This is a genomic window from Oleidesulfovibrio vietnamensis, assembly GCF_055388115.1.
Genome location: NZ_AP042419.1, coordinates 433,298 through 458,115, shown reverse-complemented (window position 1 = coordinate 458,115; position 24,818 = coordinate 433,298). Strand labels below are relative to the sequence as shown.

Genomic DNA, 24,818 nt, shown 5'->3' with positions numbered 1-24,818 from the left:
AGCCCTTTTACAAAGACTCCAACAATTTCTGGGTCTCGTCAATAATACTCTTGGGTGTGGAAGCCCCGGCAGTAAGTCCGGCCGCACCATACCCGCGTATGGCGTCCAGAGGCAACTGGTCCGGCGTTTCCACATGGTATGTGGGCACACCCTGAGCCTGTGCCACCTCGGCCAGCCGCCGCGTGTTACCGCTGGCAAATCCGCCCACCACCACCATCACATCCACACTGCGCGCAATGGCTATGGCTTCGTCCTGCCGTTCGCGGGTGGCATCGCAGATGGTGTCCAGCACGGGCACATGGTCGCCGAAACGGCGGCGCACCCATTCTATCACACTTGTAAAGGCATGTTTATCCTGCGTGGTCTGGGCTGCCAGAAAATAATGCCGGTCATCTTCCAGCGGACCGTTCTGCAGTTCCTCCAGCGAACCGAAAACCACGGCGCCCTCTCCGGCGTAGCTCAGCAGTCCCTGAACTTCAGGATGGTCATGCTCGCCGAACAACAACAGCGTACGGCCTTTTTCCCGCTGTCTTGCTATGCCCAGCTGCGCACGCTTGACCTTGGGACAGGTGGCGTCCACCAGATCGACCCCCGCCGCGGCAAGCGCTCTTTCCGTTTCTTCGGGAATACCGTGCGCCCGTATGACGACCCGCTGCCCGGAACGGGCTTCCGCAGGGTCGGTATAACAGCGCACGCCCTTTTGCTCGTAGCGTCTGAGCACCTGTGGATTATGAATGATAGGGCCGAGCGTGGCTATATCTTTCGCGTTATTATCAAGTTCCCTGTCCAGTTTTTTCAGGGCAAGTCCCACGCCCATGCAAAAACCGGCAGTGGCCGCACGTTTTACATGCATTGATCGTCTCCCGCGGGGGCGGTCTGAACACGGCATGCACCGTCATCCAGCATGGGCGCGCCCTGCGCCCGCCACCGCTCAAAAAAAGTATCCAGCAGATGGTCCAGCCCTTCCCATGTCAGGCACGAGGCCAGATGGTTGCGCAGCGCACGCGCTCCGGGAAACTGCCGTACATAGCGGGGCACAAAAGTCCGCATTTTGAACAGCGCTGTTTTGTCGGCGCACAGCGCCCTTGCCAGCGCCACATGCCGACGTATGATGCGCACAGTCCTTTCAGGGTCGGGCTGCGGCTGCTCACCGCCGGACATCATGGCGGAAAAATCTTCGAACACGGCAGGATTGGCCAGTGCCCCGCGGGCAAACATGACTCCGTCCACCCCGCTGGCACGCATGCAGCGCACAGCATCTCCGGCGGTAAACAGGTCGCCGCTGGCAATGACGGGAATAGTCACATGCTCCTTGAGACGCGCCAGCGCATCCCAGTCCGCCGTCCCGCTGAATCCCTGCCGGGCAAACCGCGGATGCAGGGTAAGCCAGCCAGCTCCGGCGTCCTCCAGCCTGCGGGCAAGGTCCATGCAGACCTGTGCCCCCTGTTCCCAGCCCAGCCGGAACTTGAACCCCACACGGCCCGCCCCCGCCACGGCCGTCATGGCACGGGCCACGCGGACAGCATTGGGCACATCGCGCAGCATACCCGCGCCGCAGCCGGTTTTGACCACCTTGCGCACAGAGCAGCCCATGTTGAGGTCAAACCAGCGGTATCCCTTGTCCACCAGTTCGCGCATGGCCGCATCCATGATGGGCACCTCGTTGCCGAACAGCTGCAGCACCATGGGTGCGTCCTGCGGACAGGTTTCCAGCAGAGCATGCGTACCCGGACTCCGGTATACCAGCCCCTTGGCGCTGACCATCTCGGAACAGACAACACGCGCGCCGAATTCACGGCACAGCAGGCGAAACGCCAGATCGGTGAATCCGGCAAGCGGGGCAAGCCACGGGGCATCACCGCCGGCGGGCAGCACCGTCAGCCCGTCAGAAACCACGGGCTGTGCAAAACCGGACGGCACGCCGGGCACCACTGATGCCGCATCAAAACAAGACTCGCGGGAAACCTTCATCATGTTCATTCCACAAAATATCAGATGCGGCCCCGCGGGGCAGTATAGCCCGCATTGCCGCCCTGCATCAGAAAAGCGGGGACGTCCCCCGGAAAAAATGTCAGGCGTTCCACCCCGATGCAACGGGCTTCGGCGGCAAATCCGCCCGTAAGCGCCACCATATCCACATGACCCAGCACGGACGGATGCTCCGCATACAGTTTAAACGAAACAAGCCCGCCACCGGCGCGCACGTCCGCCAGTACCTGCCCCGCACCGGAAGAAAAACCCGCCGGTCTGAAAGCGGCCAGCATTCTGGTCATGGCAGCAGAAGGCGCCTGTGTTCCGTACACAAAAATTTCCACCGCATCAGCACGGGGCAGCCGCCACGGCGCCAACCACAGCGCGCCCTGCCGCATGACGGGCAAAGCACGGACAGCGCCCAGTGCGTGGACCGCCTCCATAAAAGCCAGCGCCAGTTCCGGAAACCGGCACAGCCTGTCACGGAACAGATCGCGGGAATCCTTCTGCGCGCAGGGCTGCGTATCAGCCGTTTCCGTTTCGCGCAAGCGCAGCCAGAACGCATCACGCGCCGCCCTGTACCGTGCCGCCAGCTCGCTGTCGCCTGCCCCGCCGCCCTGTCCTCCGGCCCGGCCCTGTATCGTGCGCAGCACTATTTCAGGATGCAGGCTGGTTATGACAAATTCCAGGGTATCGCCCGGCGCGGCCGCCACTTCCAGACGCGCCAGCAGGCGCTGTCCGTCCACCTCGACCCAGGCATGGCCGCCGTCCGCGGCGGAAACAACCGTCCCGCACAGCCGGTCACCCACACGACGCCCCTGACGGAAGACAGCGGCTCTGCCTCCGCGCGCGCCGGCGCCGCCACTACCCCCGCGGCCTCCGTATTGTCCGATACGCACCATGCGCTTCTCTCCGCGTCATCAGCCGCGCGGCGGGCGCAGCATCGTGCCGGTAAAAAAAAGCGGCTTGCGCCGCTGCAAAAACTGCATCATCACCGCCTGATCACCCCGCGGAACCGTTGCCCAGAATCAGCTCCACCTCGTCTGCGGAAAGCCCCGTGGAACGGGCCAGCTGATCCACAGTACGCCCCTTGCGCCTGCCGTTCATAATTATCTCACGCAGAAACTGCGGACTGCGGCTTATGCCTTCGGCCTGCTCCATCAGTCTGCGCAGGTCGGCCGCCCGCTGTTCCAGCCTGATATCCAGCTGACGCAGCTCTTCCTGACGCTGTGCAAACGACTCCACAAGCTCCTGTTCAAGCTCGGCATTAAAATGCAGACGGGCCAGCAGTTTTTCATGGTTGGCCTGCAGCTGGCTGAGCACGTTTTCCGAGCGGCGCAGACGGAAAAAAAAGATCACCAGCAGGCCGAGGAGAAGAATTTCCGCCACGGTGACAAGAACAAGCGCCAGAAGTGATAACTGCATGACAAAGCTTTCCGGAAAAATCAGACTTCAGGGTGCACGGAACAACAACGCCCGCCTCTGGCCGCCGCGTTTGTGAAACGCGCCGCAGTGGCGGGCCGTATCAGACCTTCACGTTGACAATGTTTCCTGTCCAGGGGCTTTTCTTCTGCTCCTGCTCCGGTGACTGTTCGCCGGAAGCAGTCTCCTGCCGCTCCTGCTGTTCTGCCGCGGCCTGATTGCCGCTTTTGCCGCCGCCATCCGGTTCGATCCTGCCTTTACCGGACTTCTGCGTTTTTTCCACCTGGCTCTGGCCGCGCTTGAGCGTTTCCGCAACCGACTGCTGTGCAACGGCCTGCTGCGTTTCCGGATGTGCCTGCTCGTTGTGCGTTATCTTCTGCACATGTCCCATCTGGACGAGCAGCACCGGAAGGCTGCTTTGCAACGACATATTATTTCACCAGATAGTTTTCTATAAGCAAGTCCTGAAGCTGACCATTGTCCAGATACTGGTTGATTACGGCAAGCAGATCGCTTTTCAGCGTTTCCACGTTGTTTTTTTCCGTCAGGAACAGAAGCGATTTGTTGCGCAGGTAATAAAAGATTGCATCGCGCAGAACGACTTTCTTTGTGCCGATTTCCCACGAAAGCCTTTCGCTTTCGGTAACGGCGGCAAACTTGCAGACCAGAAAACGGATATTTCCCTGCTGGTCTGCCTGTTCAACCCAGAAAGGCTCCCACGCAACCACATACTCCGGCTTTGCAGGTTCTTCTTCTTTCGGGGGGGGCAGCTCACCCGCCTTGCGGACAATCTTTTTTTTGACCACGGGCTGCGCCTGCTTTTCTGCGGGCGGTTCGCCCGATGGCCATAACAGAAAGATAAGCAGCCCGACGAGCAGAAGCAAGACGGCACCGCCGCCTATCTGCACACGCCTGTCGCGCAGCAGCGCAGCAGCGCTGAATCCGCTTTTTCTTTTTCCGCCGCCGTCCGCGTCGATATCCAGCGAACCGTCACCGCCGTCATCGGAAGGGGGCTCTTCCACCGGCTCCTCTTCTTCTTCCAGAAAAGGAGCATCCTCAAGGTCAAGTTCAACCTTTTCGTCACCGCCCGCAGACGCATCCACAGGCTGCAGCTCTTCGGTGTCAAGCTGGGTGCTGTCGCCGGCCTCGCCGCCCAAAGGGTCGTCGTCTAACATCAGCAACATGCATCGCGCCCTCTACCCCATGTCCGTTCCGCCGTCCGGCAGGCGGGGCCTTACGGGAAAATCTTGTCGATTTTCTGCTTCATGGTTTCCGCAGTGAACGGCTTGACGATATAGTTGGAAACCTTGGCCTGAACAGCCTCGATGATGTTTTCCTGCTGTGCTTCTGCCGTTACCATAAGAAAAGGCAGGTCAGCGAATTCTTCACTGGAGCGGACTTTGCGCAGCAGGTCGATGCCGGTCATCTGCGGCATATTCCAGTCGGAGATGATGAAATCGATTTTATCTTTGTTCAGAACATCCCATGCGGTTGTTCCGTCATCGGCTTCCACCACGTTGTTGAACCCGAGCTGACGCAGGATGTTTTTGATGATTCTGCGCATGGTCGAAAAATCGTCTACCACCAGCACACGCATATTCGGATCATAAGGCATGCTCGTATCTCCTTGGTATTAAACGGCGCCCTGAGTTCCAAACTGTTCATGAAACTGTTTGCGGAGCCGGTTGAGAGCCTGAGAATGAAGCTGCGACACTCTGCCTTCGGTAACACCCATTACTTCGGCAGTTTCCCGCATGTTCAGTTCATCACTATAATATAGCGACAATACCAGCTTTTCCCTTGGTGTCAATTGATCTATAAGCGAAGCTATGCGCTCGATCAGCTCTTGTGTGGCTGTAGAATGGAAGGGCTCGCCCTCAAGATGGTCTCTGCCGTCTGCGGCAAAGGTCTCCTGAATGGCATCAAGACTGATACAAAGATGATTCTGCAATGCTTCCAGGCCACTACGCAGGTCTTTTTCCTCAAGCCCCGTGGCCTTCTGCAGTTCTTCTTCCGAAGGACGCCGCCCTTTTTCGTGCTCCAGACGGTTTATAGTGTCTTCCAGCAGCCGCACGCGCTGCCGCAGACTTCGCGGAAACCAGTCCAGCCTGCGCAGCTCGTCAAGCATGGCCCCGCGAATGCGGTTTTCGGCATAGGTGTCAAACTTGATGCCGAGCTTGGGCTGGAATTTGCCGAAGGCTTCCATAAGCCCCAGCGTTCCGGCACTGATCAGCTCGTTCAGTTCGACACTCTTCGGCAGTTTGCCCTTGAGCCGCAAAGCCAGAAACTTGATCTTGGGCGCATAGTGCCTGACCACCTGTTCCTGTTCCGCGGGGGTGAAGTCGGGCCACGCGGTGGCACCGGACTCCAGCCGTTCCCAGGGCTGATTACCTGAAGAGGAGCTTTTTCCAGAAGAACTTGATATTGCCATCTAAGCTCGCCGATACGTCCCATGTTTGCACTGTTTCAGCCACTTTCTGCACGGCAAGACTCGCCGGACTCCGGCTGTCGAGGACGCAGAACGGCGTCTGCTCCACCACTGCCCGCCGCACGGTTCTGTCGCGGGGCACATACCCCAGCAGATCCAGCGACACACCGCTGAGAAAATGATCGCAGGCCTTGTACAGCCGGGAAAAAACCTCGCGCGCGGCCTTCATGTCGCCCGCCATGTTCACCAGCACCTTGAAATGTTCCACGCCGTGATTGAGCTTCATCACCTTGATAAGCGCATAGGCATCGGTCAGCGATGTGGGCTCCGGCGTCAGCACGACAATGCGTTCCTGCGCGGCGATATTGAAATACAGTACATTATCGTTGATACCTGCTCCAGTGTCCACTAGCAGATAATCAACAGAATCTTCAAGAACGTCCATGGCCTCCAGCAGGTCAAGCTTTTGACCGGTGGAAAGCGAAAGCATTTCGCCCACGCCCGACGAAGCCGGCAGAATGCGGAACCCGTAAGGCGTCTCGCACAGAATGCTGCCCAGATCCGCCCCTTCGTGAAACAGGTGAAACAGGTTTCTGGGCGGCGCAAGCCCCAGCACCACGTCCACGTTGGCCAGCCCGAGGTCGGCATCCAGCAGGACCACGCGCTTGCCCATGCGGCTCAGGCAGCAGGCTATGTTCACAGACATATTGGTTTTACCCACCCCGCCCTTGCCGGAGGTGACGGAAAAAACCAGAGGTAGTTCAGCACTCATCAGCTATGCTCCAACAGGTTCACGTTCGCCTGCCACAAAAAATCAGCGTTACAGAAAAATGCCGTCAGCGTGCGGCCACATCGCCCGGCAGCTGTTTTTTAAACACCAGCCGCCAGATCATGGTTCCGCGCGCGGACGCCAGAGAATTCTTCAGGCCGGAACCGAATGAAAGCGCCGTCACCGGCAGGCCCGAAGCCGCCGGAACATTTATCAGCGCTCCGAAGTTACAGGCTTCGTCCAGCTTCGTCCAGACAAGGCCGCACGGCAGTCCGCACGCGTACTGCCGCAGAAAGAAACTTATCTGGGCATCGCCGTACAGCGGCGACATCACCAGCTGCACCGCTGCGGGCACCTGTTGCTCCAGCACATCCAGACCGGTCTCTTCCAGCAGACTGCGCAGCGTTGCGCCGCGTCCGGGAACAGGAGTATCCACAAGAATCTTGTCGTATCCGTCCAGTTCACCCAGCAAGGCAGCGGCGTCTGCCGGGCCGGAAATTTCATGATAACCCATGCCGCACAGTTCGGCATAATGGCGCAGCACCATGCGGCCGCTGCCGCGCTGGCTGTCCGCATTCAGCACACAGATGCGCACCCCCGCATTCTGCCGCCGGAGTGCCAGCGCCATGCGCACCACGGCACTGGTTTTACCCACGCCGGAAGGCCCGCATACTATCTGCATTTTCTGCGGCCAGTCCGCCCCGCCCCAGCCTTTCACCGGCACCACGGCGGACAGCGGCTCAAGTACAGACAGCGAGGGCGCACCGCGCAGCCTTCTGTACAGGGCCAGAATCACATTATCCTCAACGCCTTCGCGTTCCAGATATTCCAGCGCCACCCGCTGGCGGGGGGCAAGCTCGTCAAGGCGCAGGGCGGGCTTCATCAACGCCATGATGTGCCCTTTTATCTCGTCCCATTCCCTGTGCCACTCATCCCATCCGGCCGGAGGCGTATGATCACCGGCTGCGGGTTCGTCCCGGCCCATGCGGGGTGCGGCTGTGGCTTCACGCTCCACCCCCACGGTCATTTCGCACCATGTGACCCCGTCACCGGAACAGTCGCGTGACGACAGAATGACCGCCTCGGGGCCGATCTCCGCCTTGATCATATCCAGCACTGTTTTGGCGCTGGGGCCTTTGAATGTTCTCACCTGCATCAGTCAAGCACCACGTTTGCCACGGCGGTCAGCCGTATGTCAGCAGGAATTTCCGCCTGCGAAATAACAGGAACTGTGGGCAGAAACCTCTGGAGCAGCTGCGCCAGATGCGGCCGCACCACCGGAGACGACAGCAGCACAGGCTGCCCGTCGGTACCCACGGCTCCTTCCACGGCGGCATTCACCCGCTGGATGAGCTGATGCGCCCTGCCGGGGTCCATGGCCAGATACGCCCCCCCGTCGGTATGACGGATGGCCTCCTGCAAAGTTTTCTCCACGCCGGGGTCCAGTGTCACGATGGGCAGCTGCCCCTGGCTGTCCATGTAGGGCTTCACGATGGTCCGCGCAAGCCGTTCGCGCACGTATTCCGTCAGCGTATCGGCGTCCTTTACGCCCGGGCCGTAGTCTGCCAGCGCTTCCACAATGCTGAGCAGATCGCGTATGGATACGTTTTCGCGCAGCAGATTCTGCAGCACTTTCTGCACCACACCCAGCGACAGGATGCCCGGCACCAGTTCTTCCACCGCCTTGGGCGAATGTTTGGCAAGGTTGTCCAGCAGGTTCTGCACTTCCTGACGGCCGAGGAACGAACCGAGATTGCGCCGGAACACTTCGGTCAGGTGCGTGGCAATGACGGTTGCGGGGTCCACCACGGTGTAACCGGCCAGCATGGCCTCTTCCTTCTGCGACTCGGGAATCCACAGCGCAGGCAGATTGAATGCCGGTTCGCGCGTTTCGATACCCTTGATGCGGTGCCGCGCGTCGCCCGGGTCCATGGCCAGATAATGGTCGATGAGAATCTCTGCCGAGGCAACCTCGTTGCCCTTGATAAGCAGCGTGTACTGACCGGGCTTGAGCTGCAGGTTGTCGCGCAGGTGCAGCGAGGGGATGACAACCCCCATATCCAGAGCGAACTGCCGGCGGATGGAGCGGATGCGCGAGAGCAGGTTGCCGTCCTGTTCCTCGTCCACAAGCGGAATAAGTCCGTAGCCCACTTCCAGTTCCAGCACGTCCAGCGGCAGCAGAGCCTGCACCTCTTCCGGGCTGTCCAGCGCACCGCCGGGGGCGCCGCCCTTGACACCGGCCTTGCCCGCAGCACCGCTGCGCTCGGCCACATCGTCGCTGGCACCGCCCACCACTCTGGAGATAAAAAACAGCAGCGAAGCAAAAATGACAAACGGGATGAACGGCATGCCCGGTACCAGCGCAAAAACAAGCAGCACGCCGGAAACCAGTTTGAGCGCGCGGGAGTTGAACGTCAGCTGGCCTATGAATTCCTCGCCCATTTTGGCTTCGGAAGCGGCACGCGAAACAATGATACCCGCAGAGGTGGAAATGATGATGGAGGGAATGGTGGAGACCAGACCGTCACCGATGGTCAGCAGCGTGTACACGGTCATGGCGTCCTGCCATGTCATGTCCTTCTGCAGCACGCCGATGAGAATACCCCCGATGATGTTCACCATGGTGATGAACATGCCCGCGCTCACATCGCCCTGAACAAACTTGCCGGCACCGTCCATGGCGCCGTAGAAATCAGCCTCCTTGCGGATATTCTCACGCCGCCGCGTGGCTTCCGTCTCGTCTATGAGTCCGGCGTTCAGGTCGGCTTCGATGGCCATCTGCTTGCCGGGCATGGCATCAAGGGTAAAACGTGCCGCCACTTCCGCGATACGCGTGGTACCGCTGGTGATAACCATTTTGTTCAGAATGAACAGAATAAGAAAAATCACGATACCGATGATATAACTGCCGCCGACAACAAATTCGCCGAAGGACTGGATAACGGAACCGGCCGCATCTGTGCCTTCGTCACCGTGCAGCAGAATAAGACGGGTACTTGCCACGTTAAGAGCAAGACGCAGCAGCGTGGTAACCAGCAGAAGCGAAGGAAAAATGGAAAATTCAAGCGGGGAAAGCATGAACATGGAAGTCACAAGCACCAGCAGCGCCAGCGAAATGCTGAGCGACAGCATGATGTCCATGACAATGGTGGGCATGGGAATGAGCATGACGAACAGAATCACCACCACGCCGCCGGCGAGCAGGACATCGCCGTGCTTGGAGAAGCGCTCGTAATCTATTCTGGGTGCTGTTCCTACATCCGCCATTGTTTTGACGCTCCGTTCCGTTTACCGCCCCTGCGGGCGGGCCTTGAATTTCATCAGTGAAGCCAGCAGCGAAGCCACTGCCTGATAGAGTTCCTCAGGGATCATGTCCCCCACCTCCACCTGCCTATACAAGGCCCGTGCCAGCGGCACGTTCTCCCGGATGGGCACCCGGTGCTCGCGGGCCACTTCCTTGATGCGCTCGGCCAGATGATCCACCCCTTTTGCCAGCACCACAGGCGCAGGAGCTTCCACGGCATCGTAGCGCAGCGCCACGGCATAGTGCGTGGGGTTGGTCACCACAACGTCCGCTTTGGGCACATTCTCCAGCATGCGCTGGGCCATGACCTCCATCATCTTCTGACGCTGCTGCGCTTTCACCGCGGGGTCGCCTTCGGCCTGCTTGCGTTCGTCCTTCACCTCATCCTTGGTCATTTTCAGATTTTCTTCATAATCCCACCTGGTGTACCACAGGTCGGCGATGGCTATAACCAGCATGGGCAGCATGGCGTACTTGACCATTTTCATGCCCATTTCCAGCATGTACACCCCTATGGCGGTGGGTGTGGCGTAAAACAGCGGCAGAAAGTGATGCATCTCGTTGCGGATGACAATGTACGGCGCAATACCGATGACCGCAGCCATCAGTATGCTTTTGCCCAGCCGGATCAGTGTCTGCGGCGATATGAAAAGACGTTTCAACCCCTTGATAAGGTTGAACCGCGCAAATTTTGGTTTGAAAACTTTGGGCGCCCACAGTTTGCCCACCTGCAGACGGATGACCACATACGCCACAAGCGCGAGAAACAGCATGATGGGCAGCAGCATGAGCGCCAGCTTGCCCGAAATCCAGAGCAGCAGATCATAAACGGCCTGCGGTGTTGCCTCGAACATCACGGCATTGCGGAAAAAATGTTCGTACAGCCCCATCATCTCGCTGGCGATATGGTCCATGTACACATACAGCGCTATGGTGCCCGCCATGGTCACAAAGGTGTTGGGCACCTCCTGCGATTTGGGCACATTACCTTCACCCCGCGCTTTACGCCTGCGTTTCGGGGTGGCTTGTTCTGTTCTGCTCGGGTCTTGCTGCGGCATGGTGTCCGGCTCCTACAGCGGGCTGATCAGTTTGAGCATGTTGGTCATCTGCGGGCCCAGCCCCAGAATGAAATCCTGAACCTGATGCCGCATGATCGTGAACAGCAGCCCCATGAACAGAAACCCCACTCCGATCTTCAGCGGAAACCCGATCATCAGCAGGTTCATCTGCGGTGCCGCGCGCCCCATGAGTGCCAGCGCCAGTTCCACCAGAAACAACGCGGCCATGACCGGCGCGGCAATATGCACGGCCATGACAAACATGCCCCCCGCCAGCGTCAGCATGTTGTGCAGCGAGGCGTGTCTGAAAACCAGCTGACCGGGCGGCACCAGCGCAAAGCTGTCCGTAAGGCCTTTGAGCATCACCAGATGCCCGTCAAGCACCAGAAAAATAAGCAGACTGACCATATACATGAAATGTGAACTGATGCTGGTGCTCTGCCCCGAAAGAGGGTCTGCCACACTGACCATGGTAAACCCCATCTGAAACCCGAGCAGTTCGCCGCCGGTCTGGATACCCGCAAAGAAAAAACGCACCAGCAGCCCCAGCATGATGCCCATGATGATTTCACCCGCAAGCATAAGCGCAATGCCGAACGGATGCCCCGGCAACAGGCTTCCGGAAAAGGAAAGATGCGGCCACAGCGCCAGCGTAAGCACCATGCACAGCGCACCTTTTACCAGCCGGGGTGCCGAATTGCCCCCGAATACCGGCAGCAGAAAAACCACAAGGCTGATGCGCATGAGGGTAAGCAGAAAGCTGAGGAAAGAGGCTTCATCAAAATTGAAGAGATCCATGCCGTCTCAAAAAGCAAAAAACAGACCATCGCACCGCAGCCGGACGCAAAAGCCCGCGCAAGGCCGGTAAATGCCGCGTACGGCCTTTTGGCAAAGGCGGCAGGGCAAGGCCGTGTCAGCCTTTCGACGGCACCGGCACAAACACGTTGCCCCTGCCGTCAGGTGCGGATACTGTTGCCAAGGGCCGATGTTTCTGGCACTGCCTCAAAAAACCGAATACGGAGGCGATATGGATTTTCTGCCCATACGGCGAGCGCTGCTGAGCGTGACCGACAAAAGCGGGCTTGTGGAATTTGCCACGTTTCTCACACAGAACGGCGTGGAACTGGTTTCCACCGGCGGCACCCAGCGGACGCTGACCGAAGCGGGACTGGACGTCACCCCTGTGAGCAAGGTCACCGGTTTTCCTGAAATAATGGGCGGCCGCGTCAAGACCCTGCACCCGCACATCCACGGCGGCATTCTGGCCGACAAGGACAACCCCGAACACCTTGCCACTCTCAAGGAGCTGGGAATCCGCACGTTCGACCTCATCTGTGTCAACCTGTACAACTTTGCGGATGCCGCCGCCCGCGGTCTTGACCTGCGCGGTGCCGTGGAGGAAGTGGACATCGGCGGGCCGTGCATGCTGCGCGCCACCGCCAAAAACTTCCATTCCATGCTTGTACTGCCCGACCCTGCCGATTATCAGGCAGCCATGCAGGAAATGCGCGACAACGACATGCGGGTGGGACTTGCCATGCGTCAGGCCATGGCTGTCAAAACATTCCGCGCCACTTCCGCCTATGACGGCATGATTGCCGATTATCTGGGCAGCAAAACGGCTTAAACGCCGGACGGAGACCCGCCATAGCAACCAAGGTTCTCGGCAATACTCAGGGGCTGAAGCCCAGTCAGGTCAAGGCGCTTTCGCGTCTGTACACACGCCGCTACCCTGCCGAGGGCGGCTACACCACGGAACAGGCAAGAGAACTGGCCGCCCTGAGCCGCAGCATAGGCCGTCAGATAGGGCTGATGCTCGACAGACAGGGCAGGGTTTCTCTGGTTATTGTGGGCGATACGGGCTCCATCTATATTCCCGAGCTTCCCCGCGCCCGAACGGGCGCGGGCAGGCTGCGGGGGCTCAGGCTGCTGCACACCCACCTGACTGACTCCCTGCTTTCGCAGGAAGACCTCATGGACATGCTGTTTCTGCGTCTTGACGACGTGGGCGTGCTCACCGTGGACCAGCACGGCGGGCCGGCCAGCTTTCAGCATGCGCATCTGCTGCCCGGCGGCACACAGCCCTACATGGTGCACGACCCGCAGGGGTGGGACAGGGTAATAACAGATTTCACCGCACAGGCGCAGGCGCTGGAAGAAGAACTTTCGCGCATCACCGCCGATGCCCGCGAAACCGGCAGCGAATCCGGCAGGGCAGTGCTGGTGAGTGTTTCTCCCGACCCGCGTTCCGTGCAGGAATCGTCGCTGGCCGAACTGGCCGAACTGGCCGATACCGCCGGGCTGACCGTGGCGGGCACCATGGTGCAGCGCGTACGGCAGCTCAACTACAAATTCATTCTGGGCAAGGGCAAACTGGCCGAACTTGAAGTGCTTGCGCTTACGGCAAACGCCGGAGTCATCCTTTTTGACGGAGAACTGTCGCCCGCGCAGCTGCACAACCTTGCCGATATCACCGAACGCAAGGTTATAGACCGCACCCAGCTTATTCTGGATATTTTCGCCCAGCGCGCTTCCACGCGTGCGGGCAAACTGCAGGTGGAACTGGCCCAGCTGCAATACACACAGCCCCGCCTGACCGGAAAAAACCGCGCCATGGACAGGCTGGCAGGCGGCATTGGCGGCCGCGGCCCCGGTGAAACCAAACTGGAAACCGACCGCCGCAAGGTGCGCGAACGCATAGCCCGCATCAAGCAGGACCTCAAAGCTCTGCGCACCCAGCGCGGTTTCACCCGCGGCCGCAGAGCCAAGGCGCGTGTGCCTGTGGCATCGCTGGTGGGGTACACCAACGCGGGCAAATCAACGCTGCTCAACACTCTGACCAATGCAGACGTGCTGGCCGAAGACAAGCTGTTTGCCACGCTGGACACCACCACCCGCAGACTGCGCTTTCCGCAGGAACGCGAACTCATCGTCACCGACACGGTGGGTTTCATCCGCTCGCTGCCCAAGGAACTCAAAGAGGCATTCCGGGCCACTCTTGAAGAACTGGAAGCCGCTGATCTGCTGCTGCATGTGGCCGATGCCGGACACCCCGAGCTGGAAATGCAGCTGCGCGCGGTGGAAGAGATTCTGGACGAGCTGGAACTGCAGGATATTCCGCGGCTTCTGGTGCTCAACAAATGGGAAACGCTGGACGATGAAACCCGTCTGGCCCTTGCCGCCCTGTACCCTGCCGCCATCCGCGTTTCCGCCAGAACACGGCTTGGCCTTGATGACCTCACCGCAGAAATCATCAGACGCATAGACTGGGAGCGGATGCTGTAGCCGGCCCCTGAAGCCTCCGCGTATTCACCGCCGCACACAACCGTAAGCCGGGGCCTGCACGGCAGAACACGCTGCGGCCTATTCCGCACAGGCCGCAGGCCCCCGCAAGCGGAGCTAACACGCCGCTGGCGCTGCACTATTTTATTTTCACATTTTTATTCTTTTTTTACAGCACGTTAAAAAACCATACTGTAAAAACACATCGTTACAACTGCAAATACCCTATGGACACAGTAACAACACTGTCATAAAGTACTACCAAAGGCATCCGGATCCGCGGCAGTGGTTATGGCCGCGCACAGGAATAAGACCTTTTGCAATATACAAACGGCAAATTGAGTTGCCAGTGTATTGAACCGTGCCTTCAGGTTCGTCGATGCACAAGGCGCTGCATCAGAACCACGCCGTTGTACGGCCCGACGCACAAACCAGGCTGGAACCCGGACTTGCCCAACTGCAACGGGAGGGTGCTTCTGGAAGAGATGCAAACACATAACGGCAAAGTGAGTTGCCCATAATGGAAACCAACGACGCAAGTCAGTATACGAAGCGTGTGCAAACCCCCTGAACAGCATTGAAATGTCAGGGCCTTCCGGTCATCGGAACGCACACGCTTCTTCTTTTTGATACTTCCGGTCTGACTCCTTAACCGCTCCGTTTTTCGCGTTTTCACGCTCTGTCCCGCTTTTTCACACCTGCACAATGGCTCCCTCAGCCTTCCCGCCCGCCGCCACGGGCAGAATTTCCGGGCTGCAGCATTGTCTGCGGCATTATCTGCGCCCATCGCCCCATACCCTGCATCGCCGTAACGGCACATATACCCTTATGGGGTATTGTCAAAAACAGGAAACAGTCTTATTTTCTGTGCCTTGCATCATGCTGCGGTAAGTGCGCACACACCTTGCCAATGCATAAAAAAAAGCCTAAGTCCTACCTGAAAAGTAGGCTTACTCCGGCACACAGTGCCTTTTTTTGAACAGTTTTGCCGCAAGGATACAGGCGACAGACGGTATGCGGTCATCATGCCGCGGCAGCAGGATTCCTGTTGCGCCGCTGCCGTTCAATTCACGCAGACCGGAGGAATTCATGCCCCAGAATATCGTCGTTATCGGCGCCGTTGCGCTAGGTCCCAAAGCCGCATGCCGTTTCAAGCGGCTGTGCCCCGAAGACAACGTCATCATGATCGACCAGTCCGACCGCATCTCTTACGGCGGCTGCGGTATTCCCTACTATGTTTCGGGCGAGGTCAACACGCTTGAAGAGCTGCAGATGACCCCCTACCACACCATCCGCGACGCCGAATTTTTCCGGGTGAACAAAGACGTCAAGGTGCTGGCCCGCACCAAGGTCGAATCCATCGACCGGCAGGCCAAAAAAGTACTCATCAGAGACCTGACCACAGGTGAGACAGCAGAACTGCCCTACGACAAGCTGGTGCTGGCCATGGGCAGCGCACCCAACCGTCCCCCGTTTGAAGGCATTGACCTTGAAGGCGTGCATACCTGCACCACGCTGGACGACGCGCAGGCCATCCGCGAAGCCGTGGCCGCCGGTTCCGTAAGCGGTGCCGTGGTTGTGGGCGGCGGTTTCATAGGCCTTGAAGTGGCTGTCTCGCTGGCCGACATGTGGGGCATCAAAACCTCTGTGGTGGAAATAGCCGACCAGATTCTGCCCGGTTTTCTGAGCGGCAACATGGTCAAGATTGCCACACACGATCTGCGTAAAAATGACGTGGACGTCTTCTGCGGCGAAAAAGTCATCCGCATCGAAGGCGAAAACGGCAAGGTTGCCCGTGTGGTCACCGACAAACGCACCATTGACGCCGAACTGGTAGTCATGGCGGCAGGCATCCGACCCAACACCGAAATTGCCCGTGCAGCCGGTATCGAGCTGAATGAACGCGGCGCCATTATCGTCAATGACCGCATGCAGACGTCCGACCCCGACATCTATGCCGGCGGCGACTGCGTAACCGTGCCCAATCTGGTTACCGGCAAACCCGGCTTCTTCCCTCTCGGCTCCATGGCCAACAGACAGGGACGCGTCATCGGCACCAACCTTGCCGGCGGCGATGCCCGGTTCCCCGGCGGCGTGGGCACCTGGGCCGTCAAACTGTTTGAACAGAACGCGGCCGGTGCTGGTCTGACCATCGAGTCGGCCCTGCGCGAAGGATTTGATGCGGTCAACGTGCACGTGGAAGGCTTCGACCGCGCTCACTTCTACCCCGAACACACCGTCATGGCACTGGATCTGGTTGTGGAACGCCCCACCCGCCGCGTACTGGGCATTCAGGGCACCAGCAGTCTGGGCGACGCGCTTGTGGCCCGCATCAATGCCGTGGCGCCGCTGCTGCAGAACAAACCCAAGCTGGAAGACATATCCAACCTTGAAGTGGCTTACTCGCCGCCTTTCGCCTCTGCCATGGACATCATCAACACCGTGGCCAACGTGGCGGAAAACGTGCTTGAGGGCCGCAACCACACGCTGGACCCCGATGAATTCGCCGTCATGTGGCAGAACCGCGAGTCGGGCAGCTGCACCTTTGTGGACACGCGTCTGGCCTCCAACGCTGAATCGCTGGTGGAAAAATACCCCGGTCAGTGGCTTTCCATTCCGCTGGAAGAAATGGAGCAGCGCCTCGACGAAATACCCGAAGACAAGACCGTGGTGCTTATCTGCAACACCGGTCTGCGTTCCTTTGAATCGCAGCTGATCATGAACCGTCACGGCCGCAAAAGCCTGAGCGTTCAGGGCGGCATGGCTTCGGTGACCAAGCAGGGCAACGAAATCTGATCCGCCCATCCGGCATCACCGCGGCGCGGCCATACGGCCGCGCCGCTTTTTTTCATGCCTTCCGCCGCTTGCCTGTACAAAAGCATACGGCTACAGTGCGCGCACAGAAAATTTCAGGAGAACTCATGCCGTTTGCCACACCATCATGGGATGCACAGCTGTTCACGGTGCTCAACAATGACTGGCGCACACCGTTTCTTGATGTGTTCATGCCGCTTGTTTCAAACAGTGCCCTGTTGTGGGGCATAGCGGCTGTCATTGCTCTGGGAGCGGCTTTCAGAAGCACCCCGCAGGGACGCCGCCGCATTCTGGCGGGCCTGCTGCTGGTGGCGGCCACGGCAGGCATATCAGACCTGAGCTGCGGAGTGGTAAAAGACACCTTCGGGCGGGTACGGCCGCTCAACGCCCTGCCGTCGGTTCATTTTGTGGAGCACGGCCAGTGGACACAGCGCCCCGCCGGTTTTGTACAGACCAAACCCCGCGGAGCCTCGTTTGTTTCAGCCCATGCAGCCAACAGCATGGCCGCCGTGCTTGCCGGATGCGCCGTATGGCCCGCCCTGCGCTGGCTCATGCTGCCCCTGCCGCTGCTTATCGGCTGGTCTCGTGTTTATCTGGGCAAACACTACCCCAGTGATGTCATCGGCGGATGGCTGACCGGCATAGCCGTGGCGCTGGTGGTGCTTCAGTGTCTGCGCATGGCGCAGAGCGCCCTTACGAAACGGCGTCAAGCCTGACCAGCGCCTGACCAGCCAGAGCGCCCGCGGTGGTGCACAACAGCCGCCGGTCTTCAAACAGCTCGACAGACGATGCATCACCCTGCAAAGACAGCAGCCGCGCCCGTGCCTGGCTGATTTCGTCCGGTGTGCAGTGTTCCGCCAGATTTCCCAGCGCCCATGCGGCCAGTCCGCGGCCTTCACCGTCCTCGTCATCCAGCGCGCGTACCAGTGCAGGCACCGCCAGCCGCATGCGCGCCGGCTCCGCCTGTGCCAGTCTGCCTATACCCCAGTATACCCCGCGCCGCAGGGGCGGATGGTCAAGAAAGTTGTCGTCGTCGCCGGTCTCGCGCACATACGAAACAAGCATTCTGTCATATTCCGCAGCCAGACGGGCGTGACAGGCCATAATTTCCCCCATGGCCTCGGCAATGCCCCAGCCTATGTTTCCGGACTCCTCATTCATGTGCCACAGCAACCGGCGCATGAACACGCGGGCGTCTTCCATGCCCTCGTCCGCCATACGTGAAACGACAATGCCCAGCGCCGTCACGGCGCGCCATTTCATCTCACCGCCCGACAGCAGAAAAGAAAGCAGCGGCCCCACAACCTCCGCCGGCGGCAGTGCCGTTATCTGGTCCAGATTCCCTTCCCAGCCGTCATCCGCCAGCAGACAGCGGATACGGGTTTTCAACGCGCGAAACTTTGCCATAGAGCGGCCCTCCTGACGCAAATCGTAATCATTCCCTTGTGATTGACAACAGGGTAGCATGTATCCTTGCAAGGCTTATCCGCTTTCTATATAGTCCTTCAAATGTGAAAAAGAGCACAAGGAGCTGCTTTGTTCCGGTCTCAGGCGTCAGCAAGTGCCCGAAGCGTTCTGCCCGCTCCCCGTTCATACGGGGGGACTCTTGCGGCCGTGGCTTTTGCCTGCGTGCTCGTGTTTTCCGCTCACGGCGCAGCGGCTGCGGCAACCACAGCCGGGCAGACAGTCACCGTGGCCATGTTCCAGCGCATTGCCAGTCTGGACCCGGCACACAGCAGCCTGTACGAACCCCACAGCATCGCTGCCAATGTTTTTGAAACACTGGTCACCGTTTCGCGCAACGGCACCGTGCAGCCCGCTGTGGCGGAATCGTGGAATGTGACGCCCGACGGCAGGCGCTGGACCTTTACCCTGCATGAAGGCCGCAGCTTTCACGACGGTTCTCCCCTGAACGCCTATGCCGTGGAATACAGCTTTCAGCGGCTCATGGATCCGGCGCACCCGCAGTACACCCCCTATCCCGACTGGAAGCGGCTGCTGTTCGGTCAGGTCAATTCCATACGTGCTCTGGATGACAACACGCTGGAAATAGAACTGGACAACCCCTATGCCCCGCTGCTGCATAATCTGGCAACGCCCGGTGCCAGCATAGTCTCGCCGCGCTCGCTGCAGGAGATGCACGACGGCAGAACCGCCATCCCTGCCGGTTCAGGGCCGTTCCGCGTGGCGTCATATTCGCCCGAGGCAGTCACCCTGATACCCGCCGCAGGGCATACCCCGCCGCCGCGCTGCAATGTCCGCTACGAATACTATGCCTCCAGCAGCAGCGCTCTGGAAGCGCTGCTTTCCGGCAGGGCCGACATTGTACCCGGCCTGACAGAACAGGATGAAAAAACGGCTCAGCGGCTGGGTGCCTACACCATCATCAGACACCCGCAGCTTTCGGTCATTTTTCTGGCCTGCAACGGTGCCAGTGAAAAAATGCGCTCCCCCGAAATCCGCCGCGCCGTATCATTGAGCATCAACAGAAACAGTCTGGCCACCGTGGTGCTGGGCGCCAACGGCATGCCCGCCACAGGGCTGCTGCCGCCGGAAATGTGGGCCAAAGACCATTCGCTGCCTCCGTACGAATACGCGCCGGATAAAGCCCGGCAACTTCTGCTTCGCAGCGGCTACCCGCAGGGCATCAGCCTTACGGCGCTGCAGCTCGACGCCTCACGGCCTTTCATGCCTTCGCCGCGGCTTTTCGCCGTCACGCTCAAATATCTCATGGCCGGAGCCGGCATAACGCTTTCCATAGAAACCCTGCCCCCCGATGCTCTGCGGGAACGCCGTGCACAGGGCGACTATGATCTGTTCATCAACGCATGGGTTGCCGATACGGCAGACCCCGACAATCTGTACAGCACGCACCTGTATGCAGGACCTGACAACCCGCTGCACAGGGTACACATACCCGAGCTGGACCGGCTGATAGAAGAAAGTGTTTCCACCCCCGTACGCGGCGAAAGGGCGCGGGCCTACCGCCGCATACAGCGTATAGAACGTGAACAGATGCCGTGCATACCCGTCATGCACAGCAGCCTGCCGGTCATACTGCGCCGCGGAATTTCCGGCATGCGCATTACCACGGGCTCGTACCTGATCTTTCGCAACACCGTAAAAACAGCGCCTGCAGACCGCGCTCAGCAACGGCCGGCACCATGAAGATCAGCCTCAGCATTTCATCCATCAGACTACGGGTCATTCTTGTAACCCTGCTTGTGGCGCTTGTGCCTGTCTGCACCATGACCGTGGCGGGGCTGCTGGTCAGCATGCAGCAGACGGCATCCGCCCTGAGTCTGCAAAGCCGCACGGCGCTGGATAAAGTCAGCGCCGCCATATCCAGAACCACGCGCGAAGCGGAAAACGTCTCGCGTCTGGTTGCCGGATTCAACACGCTGCAGGGCAACCCCGAGCCTGACTCCCTGCGCGACATGCTGTTCTCGCGTCAGCACTTCTGGGACAAGGGCTTTGTGGAGGTTTTTGACGCACAGGGGCGGATACTTGCGCGCAGTGTTCCGCTGCGCACGGCCAACCGCCAGTGGATGACCCCGCCGGAAGACCCGCTGGTCATGCAGGGCATTCTGCTGCACACGGCATCGGACATTGTACGCACTCCGGCGGGTCTGGCCGCGCGGGCCGTCGCCCCCGTATACCGGCCGTCGTCTCTGCAGGCCATCGGCGCCGTGGTTACCACCTTTCCGCTGGACCGCAGCATGCTCCAGCACATCAAAGAACAGACACAGGCCGACATTACCCTGCATTACCCCGACCTCCGGGTGGAAAGCACTCTGCACGACGCAAGCAAGCTGCCGGTGACACATGACTGGGACAACACCTACGATGTCATGCGCAATGCCGAAGGCCCTGCACAGTACGAGGCGCAGATAGCCGGTTCGACTTATGCGCTCAGCAGCATTCCGCTGCGCAACAACGCCGGCGTGACACAGGCGGTGCTTTCCGTGGCGCTCAACCGCAACATGCTGCGGCAGTATCTGCACGACGCCGTGCAGACACTGGTGCTCACCCTTGTTCTTGCCCTTGTCATGGCAGCGGGGCTGGGCATGTGGACAGCGGAAAAACTGACCCGCCCCCTGCATGAAATGGTGCAGGCCATCCGGCGCATGGCAGGCGGCAACCTGAGTGTACGCGTGTCCGAAGGCGGCTCCGACGAGCTGGGAGAACTGGCGCAGTCGTTCAATAAAATGGCCGGACGTCTGGAAGAGCAGCGCGCGCACCTGCTAGACGCCCTGCACGAGCACGAAGAAACCACCCTGCGGCTGGCCAATGCCAACAAAGGGCTGGAATACGCCAACCGCGAACTGCTGTCAGCACGTGAAGAATACCGCAAAATATTTGAAGGCTCCGTACAGGGTATTTACCAGACCACGCTGGAAGGCAGGTTCATCAAGGCCAACAGAGCACTGGCCAGAATGCTGGGCTATGGTTCCGCCGAAGAACTCATCGGCACGGTGACCGATATCGGGTCGCAGCTGTATGTGAACCCCGCAGACAGACAGCGGTTGAAATCACTGCTTTCCACACGCAGCAGTCTTTCCGATTTTGAAACCCGCTTTTACCGCCGCGACGGCAGTCAGGTACCTGTGTCCATTTCCGTCAGGCTTGTGTATGACGAAAATGACCTGCCGCAGTATCTTGAAGGCGCACTGCAGATATTACAGAACGCGAACGGCGCCGCGAGGCCGAACAGCAGCGTGAAGCGGCAGAAGCCGCCAGCAAGGCCAAAAGTGAATTTCTTGCCCGCATGAGCCACGAAGTGCGCACCCCTCTGAATGCAGTGGTGGGCATGGCCGATCTGCTCTGGGAGTCGGACCTGACGCCGGACCAGCGGCTGTATGTGGACATTTTCCGCAAGTCAGGCCAGACCCTGCTCGCTCTTCTCAACGACATCCTTGACTACTCAAGGTTGGAGGCAGGACGCCTGACGCTGGAACGTCTGCCGTTTTCTCTCCGGGACACCCTGACCATGACCGTAAACATGCATGCGGCGCAGGCCGAAAGCAGACAGCTGTCTCTCTCGCTGCATGTGGACGAAACACTGCCCGACAATTACTGCGGTGATTCGCTGCGGCTGCGTCAGATTCTGGGCAACTTGCTCAGCAACTCCATAAAGTTCACCCGGGAAGGCTCGGTGGAAGTACATGTCGGCCCTGCCCCCGGACAGCAGGAGCTGACAGCGGGTGAACCGGTCATGGTGCGCATCTGCGTGCGCGATACGGGTATCGGCATTCCGGAAAACGTGCAGCAGACCATTTTTGAAAGCTTCACGCAGGCTGATTCTTCCATCACGCGGCAGTTCGGCGGTACAGGGCTGGGGCTTTCCATCTGCCGTATGCTCACTACCATGATGGGCGGGCGCATCTGGCTGGAAAGCACACAGGGACAGGGCACAGCCGTGTATGTGGAAATGCGGCTCGACCTCCATGACCGTTCCGCCGCGGAAACGCAGCCCGAAGAATGTGCCATGCCGGTACAGGCCGCACCGCTGCGCATACTGTGTGTGGAAGACAGCGCCAACAACCGCCTGCTGTTCAGAATGTATCTGAAAAACACCGGCCACGAGGTGGACGAAGCGGAGAACGGTGAAGAAGGGCTGCGCCTTTTCATGCTCAACAGCTACGACATCATATTCATGGATCTGGAAATGCCCGTCATGGACGGCTACATGGCCACCACCGCCATACGCGACTATGAACAGCGCCACCGTATGCCCGCCGTTCCTGTGGTGGCGCTTACCGCTCATGCGCTGGAAGACTTTAAACAGCGTTGTCTTGCCATGGGCTTTACCGATTATCTGACCAAACCCTTCCGTAAGCAGCAGCTGCTTGCCATGCTGGAACGCAATACGGGAGCCCCCGCACCGCAGTATCAGGCAGACGGTGCAAAGCTGCCTGCCCCCGAAGAGCACACGGCGGGGCAAAATGCGGAAAAATTGGCGGAACAGACTGCCGGAGAACAAGCTACCGGCGAACAGACTGCCGAAGAACAGGCTGCCGAAAAACAAGCTGCCCGAAAACAGCCCCCTGCAGCTGCGCAGCACACCACAGAACACATGACAGACAGGCAGGCCGACAAATCCGCCACAACGGTAGCGACGGACAGGCAGGCAGAGCAGACATCCGGGCAGCCGCCGGCAGCTGCGGCAGGCGACACCGCAACCACCGGTCAGTCCGGACAGGGCACCGCCGCTGCGGACGCCGCACAGGAAGTCACCATGCTGGAAAACCAGCGCACCGGCCATACCGTCATCCCCCAGACAGGCAGGCAGCAGACAGAAGGCACGACGGACAACGACGATACGGAGCCGCACCGCGAAGCCCGAAAAACGTAGCGGGAACCATCACAGTCCCCCGCACACAAAACATAATGCCGGAGGTCATCCCCCTCGCCTGCGCATGCACCGGCACATACAGGCTGCTGACCCGTCCTAAAATGAGTTGACGTTTTTTAGATTGTTCAAGTTTGGGCTGTGAGGGCAACCTCACAGCCCATTTTATGTACATACTCCGGCGTCTTCATATTCAGGCTAAGATGAGGACGCTCCGTATTATAGATTCCGATCGACTCGTCCACAACTGCCTTCAACTCATCGTAACTTTTGCATGGCACAAATAGAAACTCTTGCTTCAGGATGCCATTCACCCGTTCAGCCAAAGCGTTCTGATAGCAATCGTATCCATCAGTCATGGAACAAAGCATCCCTGCCTTACTCAACTTGTCTTGGTAGATGGTCGATGCGTACTGAAGCCCCCTGTCAGAGTGGTGGATTGCCTCTTTGGTAGTCAAACGGTTCCTGGCAGCTTTTTCCAGTGCCTTGGACACCCCTTCAGCTCCAAGATCCCGATTGAGGCTATGTCCCATGATCTTTCTACTATAAGCATCCGTCACCAAGGTGAGGTAGTAGGTCTGCTCTCTTGTCGAAAGATATGTGATGTCACTAACAAAAACCTGCTCCGGACTTGATGGTCGGATATCTTTAAACAAGTTCGGGTGCTTCTTGAGCCAATGCTTTGAATTTGTTGTTTTTGTGTAGTTTCGTTTGCGCCTTATGAGCATGTGCTCCTTTCGTAACAACGCGAACAAAGCATCGCGACCAAGCTTGATTCCCTTTGCGCTGATAGCATCGCACAGCAGCGAATACAGCTTTCTGGTTCCAAGCCGAGGCATTCTGGCTCTGACGGCAAGCACCAGCTCTTTCACAACTTGAAGCTGGATAGCTCGGAATTCAAAACGCTTTTCGGCCTGATAAACAGATTGGCGGCTCACCCCGAGCTGCCTGCAACAAGCCGCCAAGCTTACTTTGGCTTTTTGTTGAAGATTTCGTGCAGCTCGGGGGTAAACTTTTTTCTTATGGCAGTCCCGTATTCGCGGTCTGAAATGTCAATCATTTCGTTGAGAAGCATGTTCTTCAGCCTCTCGTCCCTCAGCTCCCGTTCCAATCTTCTGATTTGCTGCGCGGGAGTCTCTTTAGCTTTTGGCGATTTACTCGAATGTACCACAGGCTTGCTCCAATCAAGAGTTCCGTGCTTTCTAAGCCAGATAAGCACAGTGCTGCGCCCTTGAATACCATACATCTTCTGAGCCTGCTTGTATGTCATTTCGCCTTGTTCCACTTGAGTCACGACGGATATTTTAAAGGCCATCGTGTAGTCTCGTTGGGTGCGCTTTACATGCTGATTCTTTTCACTTTCCATGAAATAGGCTCCTTACTTGTCAACCTATTTCAGGACGGGACATGCAAAAACA

General features: G+C 58.9%; 22 protein-coding genes. 7 read left to right on the top strand and 15 right to left on the bottom strand.

The features are described from left to right. Positions 1 to 7: 7 nt before the first annotated feature. From ispH to fliR, 13 genes are all read right to left on the bottom strand, one after another. Positions 8 to 853, bottom strand: a complete 846-nt coding sequence (ispH, locus tag ACZ5D1_RS01990) for a 4-hydroxy-3-methylbut-2-enyl diphosphate reductase (protein WP_027181680.1) — start codon at positions 851 to 853, stop codon at positions 8 to 10. After that, positions 844 to 1,974, bottom strand: coding sequence for a tRNA dihydrouridine synthase (locus ACZ5D1_RS01985; RefSeq protein ID WP_027181679.1), 1,131 nt, complete (start codon positions 1,972 to 1,974; stop codon positions 844 to 846). Before ACZ5D1_RS01985 ends, ispH begins: the two co-directional genes overlap by 10 nt. Positions 1,975 to 1,991: 17 nt before the next feature. Beyond that, complete coding sequence (locus ACZ5D1_RS01980; protein ID WP_464555734.1) at positions 1,992 to 2,873, bottom strand: hypothetical protein; 882 nt, start codon at positions 2,871 to 2,873, stop codon at positions 1,992 to 1,994. 100 nt (positions 2,874 to 2,973) lie between these two features. Next, the gene (locus tag ACZ5D1_RS01975) at positions 2,974 to 3,396 is read right to left on the bottom strand and encodes a hypothetical protein (protein ID WP_011366524.1); all 423 of its coding nucleotides are present in this window, start codon (positions 3,394 to 3,396) and stop codon (positions 2,974 to 2,976) included. Positions 3,397 to 3,496: 100 nt separating this feature from the next. Continuing rightward, positions 3,497 to 3,823 carry a hypothetical protein gene (locus ACZ5D1_RS01970; protein ID WP_011366523.1) on the bottom strand — a complete coding sequence of 109 codons (327 nt, stop codon included), beginning with the start codon at positions 3,821 to 3,823 and terminating at the stop codon, positions 3,497 to 3,499. Between the two features lies 1 nt (position 3,824). Then, positions 3,825 to 4,577: a flagellar basal body-associated FliL family protein gene (locus ACZ5D1_RS01965; RefSeq protein ID WP_464555733.1), complete on the bottom strand. Its 753-nt coding sequence runs from the start codon at positions 4,575 to 4,577 to the stop codon at positions 3,825 to 3,827. 50 nt (positions 4,578 to 4,627) lie between these two features. Next, positions 4,628 to 5,008 (bottom strand): chemotaxis response regulator CheY, encoded by a 381-nt coding sequence (locus tag ACZ5D1_RS01960; RefSeq protein ID WP_011366521.1) that lies wholly within the window; start codon positions 5,006 to 5,008, stop codon positions 4,628 to 4,630. An 18-nt stretch (positions 5,009 to 5,026) separates the two neighbouring features. Then, positions 5,027 to 5,824, bottom strand: coding sequence for a FliA/WhiG family RNA polymerase sigma factor (locus tag ACZ5D1_RS01955; RefSeq protein WP_011366520.1), 798 nt, complete (start codon positions 5,822 to 5,824; stop codon positions 5,027 to 5,029). Further along, positions 5,781 to 6,593 carry a MinD/ParA family protein gene (locus ACZ5D1_RS01950; RefSeq protein WP_027181677.1) on the bottom strand — a complete coding sequence of 271 codons (813 nt, stop codon included), beginning with the start codon at positions 6,591 to 6,593 and terminating at the stop codon, positions 5,781 to 5,783. Before ACZ5D1_RS01950 ends, ACZ5D1_RS01955 begins: the two co-directional genes overlap by 44 nt. Positions 6,594 to 6,657: 64 nt before the next feature. Further along, positions 6,658 to 7,746 carry a flagellar biosynthesis protein FlhF gene (locus ACZ5D1_RS01945; RefSeq protein WP_464555731.1) on the bottom strand — a complete coding sequence of 363 codons (1,089 nt, stop codon included), beginning with the start codon at positions 7,744 to 7,746 and terminating at the stop codon, positions 6,658 to 6,660. Beyond that, on the bottom strand, positions 7,746 to 9,857 hold the full coding sequence (flhA, locus tag ACZ5D1_RS01940; RefSeq protein WP_027181675.1) for a flagellar biosynthesis protein FlhA: 2,112 nt from the start codon (positions 9,855 to 9,857) through the stop codon (positions 7,746 to 7,748). Before flhA ends, ACZ5D1_RS01945 begins: the two co-directional genes overlap by 1 nt. A 21-nt stretch (positions 9,858 to 9,878) precedes the next feature. Beyond that, entirely contained in the window at positions 9,879 to 10,952 is a 1,074-nt protein-coding gene (gene flhB / locus ACZ5D1_RS01935) for a flagellar biosynthesis protein FlhB (RefSeq protein ID WP_464555729.1), read from the bottom strand. 12 nt (positions 10,953 to 10,964) lie between these two features. Next, the gene (fliR, locus tag ACZ5D1_RS01930) at positions 10,965 to 11,750 is read right to left on the bottom strand and encodes a flagellar biosynthetic protein FliR (RefSeq protein WP_011366515.1); all 786 of its coding nucleotides are present in this window, start codon (positions 11,748 to 11,750) and stop codon (positions 10,965 to 10,967) included. A 229-nt stretch (positions 11,751 to 11,979) separates the two neighbouring features. On the opposite strand from fliR, the gene ACZ5D1_RS01925 reads away from it, so the two are divergent. The 4 genes from ACZ5D1_RS01925 (at position 11,980) to ACZ5D1_RS01910 (ending at position 17,764) form a co-directional block, all read left to right on the top strand. Further along, complete coding sequence (locus ACZ5D1_RS01925) at positions 11,980 to 12,579, top strand: IMP cyclohydrolase (RefSeq protein ID WP_011366514.1); 600 nt, start codon at positions 11,980 to 11,982, stop codon at positions 12,577 to 12,579. A 185-nt stretch (positions 12,580 to 12,764) separates the two neighbouring features. Beyond that, positions 12,765 to 14,237: a GTPase HflX gene (gene hflX, locus ACZ5D1_RS01920; protein WP_011366513.1), complete on the top strand. Its 1,473-nt coding sequence runs from the start codon at positions 12,765 to 12,767 to the stop codon at positions 14,235 to 14,237. A 1,086-nt stretch (positions 14,238 to 15,323) separates the two neighbouring features. Further along, complete coding sequence (locus ACZ5D1_RS01915) at positions 15,324 to 17,030, top strand: FAD-dependent oxidoreductase (protein WP_011366512.1); 1,707 nt, start codon at positions 15,324 to 15,326, stop codon at positions 17,028 to 17,030. Positions 17,031 to 17,155: 125 nt separating this feature from the next. After that, complete coding sequence (locus ACZ5D1_RS01910; protein ID WP_011366511.1) at positions 17,156 to 17,764, top strand: phosphatase PAP2 family protein; 609 nt, start codon at positions 17,156 to 17,158, stop codon at positions 17,762 to 17,764. Here the strand turns inward: ACZ5D1_RS01910 and ACZ5D1_RS01905 are convergent. Then, positions 17,742 to 18,455 (bottom strand): DVU0298 family protein, encoded by a 714-nt coding sequence (locus ACZ5D1_RS01905; protein ID WP_464555727.1) that lies wholly within the window; start codon positions 18,453 to 18,455, stop codon positions 17,742 to 17,744. The two genes, ACZ5D1_RS01910 and ACZ5D1_RS01905, sit on opposite strands and share 23 nt — an antisense overlap. A 129-nt stretch (positions 18,456 to 18,584) precedes the next feature. On the opposite strand from ACZ5D1_RS01905, the gene ACZ5D1_RS01900 reads away from it, so the two are divergent. The 3 genes from ACZ5D1_RS01900 to ACZ5D1_RS01890 are packed head-to-tail and all read left to right on the top strand — an operon-like array spanning position 18,585 to position 23,403. Further along, on the top strand, positions 18,585 to 20,216 hold the full coding sequence (locus ACZ5D1_RS01900; RefSeq protein ID WP_011366509.1) for an ABC transporter substrate-binding protein: 1,632 nt from the start codon (positions 18,585 to 18,587) through the stop codon (positions 20,214 to 20,216). Further along, a complete protein-coding gene (locus tag ACZ5D1_RS01895) occupies positions 20,213 to 21,820 on the top strand; it encodes a HAMP domain-containing protein (protein ID WP_464555726.1) in 1,608 nt (535 codons plus the stop codon). The genes ACZ5D1_RS01900 and ACZ5D1_RS01895 overlap by 4 nt, the downstream gene beginning before the upstream one ends. After that, positions 21,817 to 23,403, top strand: coding sequence for an ATP-binding protein (locus ACZ5D1_RS01890; RefSeq protein WP_464555725.1), 1,587 nt, complete (start codon positions 21,817 to 21,819; stop codon positions 23,401 to 23,403). The genes ACZ5D1_RS01895 and ACZ5D1_RS01890 overlap by 4 nt, the downstream gene beginning before the upstream one ends. A 125-nt stretch (positions 23,404 to 23,528) precedes the next feature. Here ACZ5D1_RS01890 and ACZ5D1_RS01885 read toward each other — a convergent pair. Beyond that, positions 23,529 to 24,766 (bottom strand): IS3-like element ISDde2 family transposase gene (locus tag ACZ5D1_RS01885; protein WP_455697283.1). Its coding sequence is split into 2 segments (ribosomal slippage): positions 23,529 to 24,412 and positions 24,412 to 24,766, totalling 1,239 coding nucleotides; the frame shifts between segments, so codons are not numbered across the junction. Positions 24,767 to 24,818 lie beyond the last annotated feature (52 nt).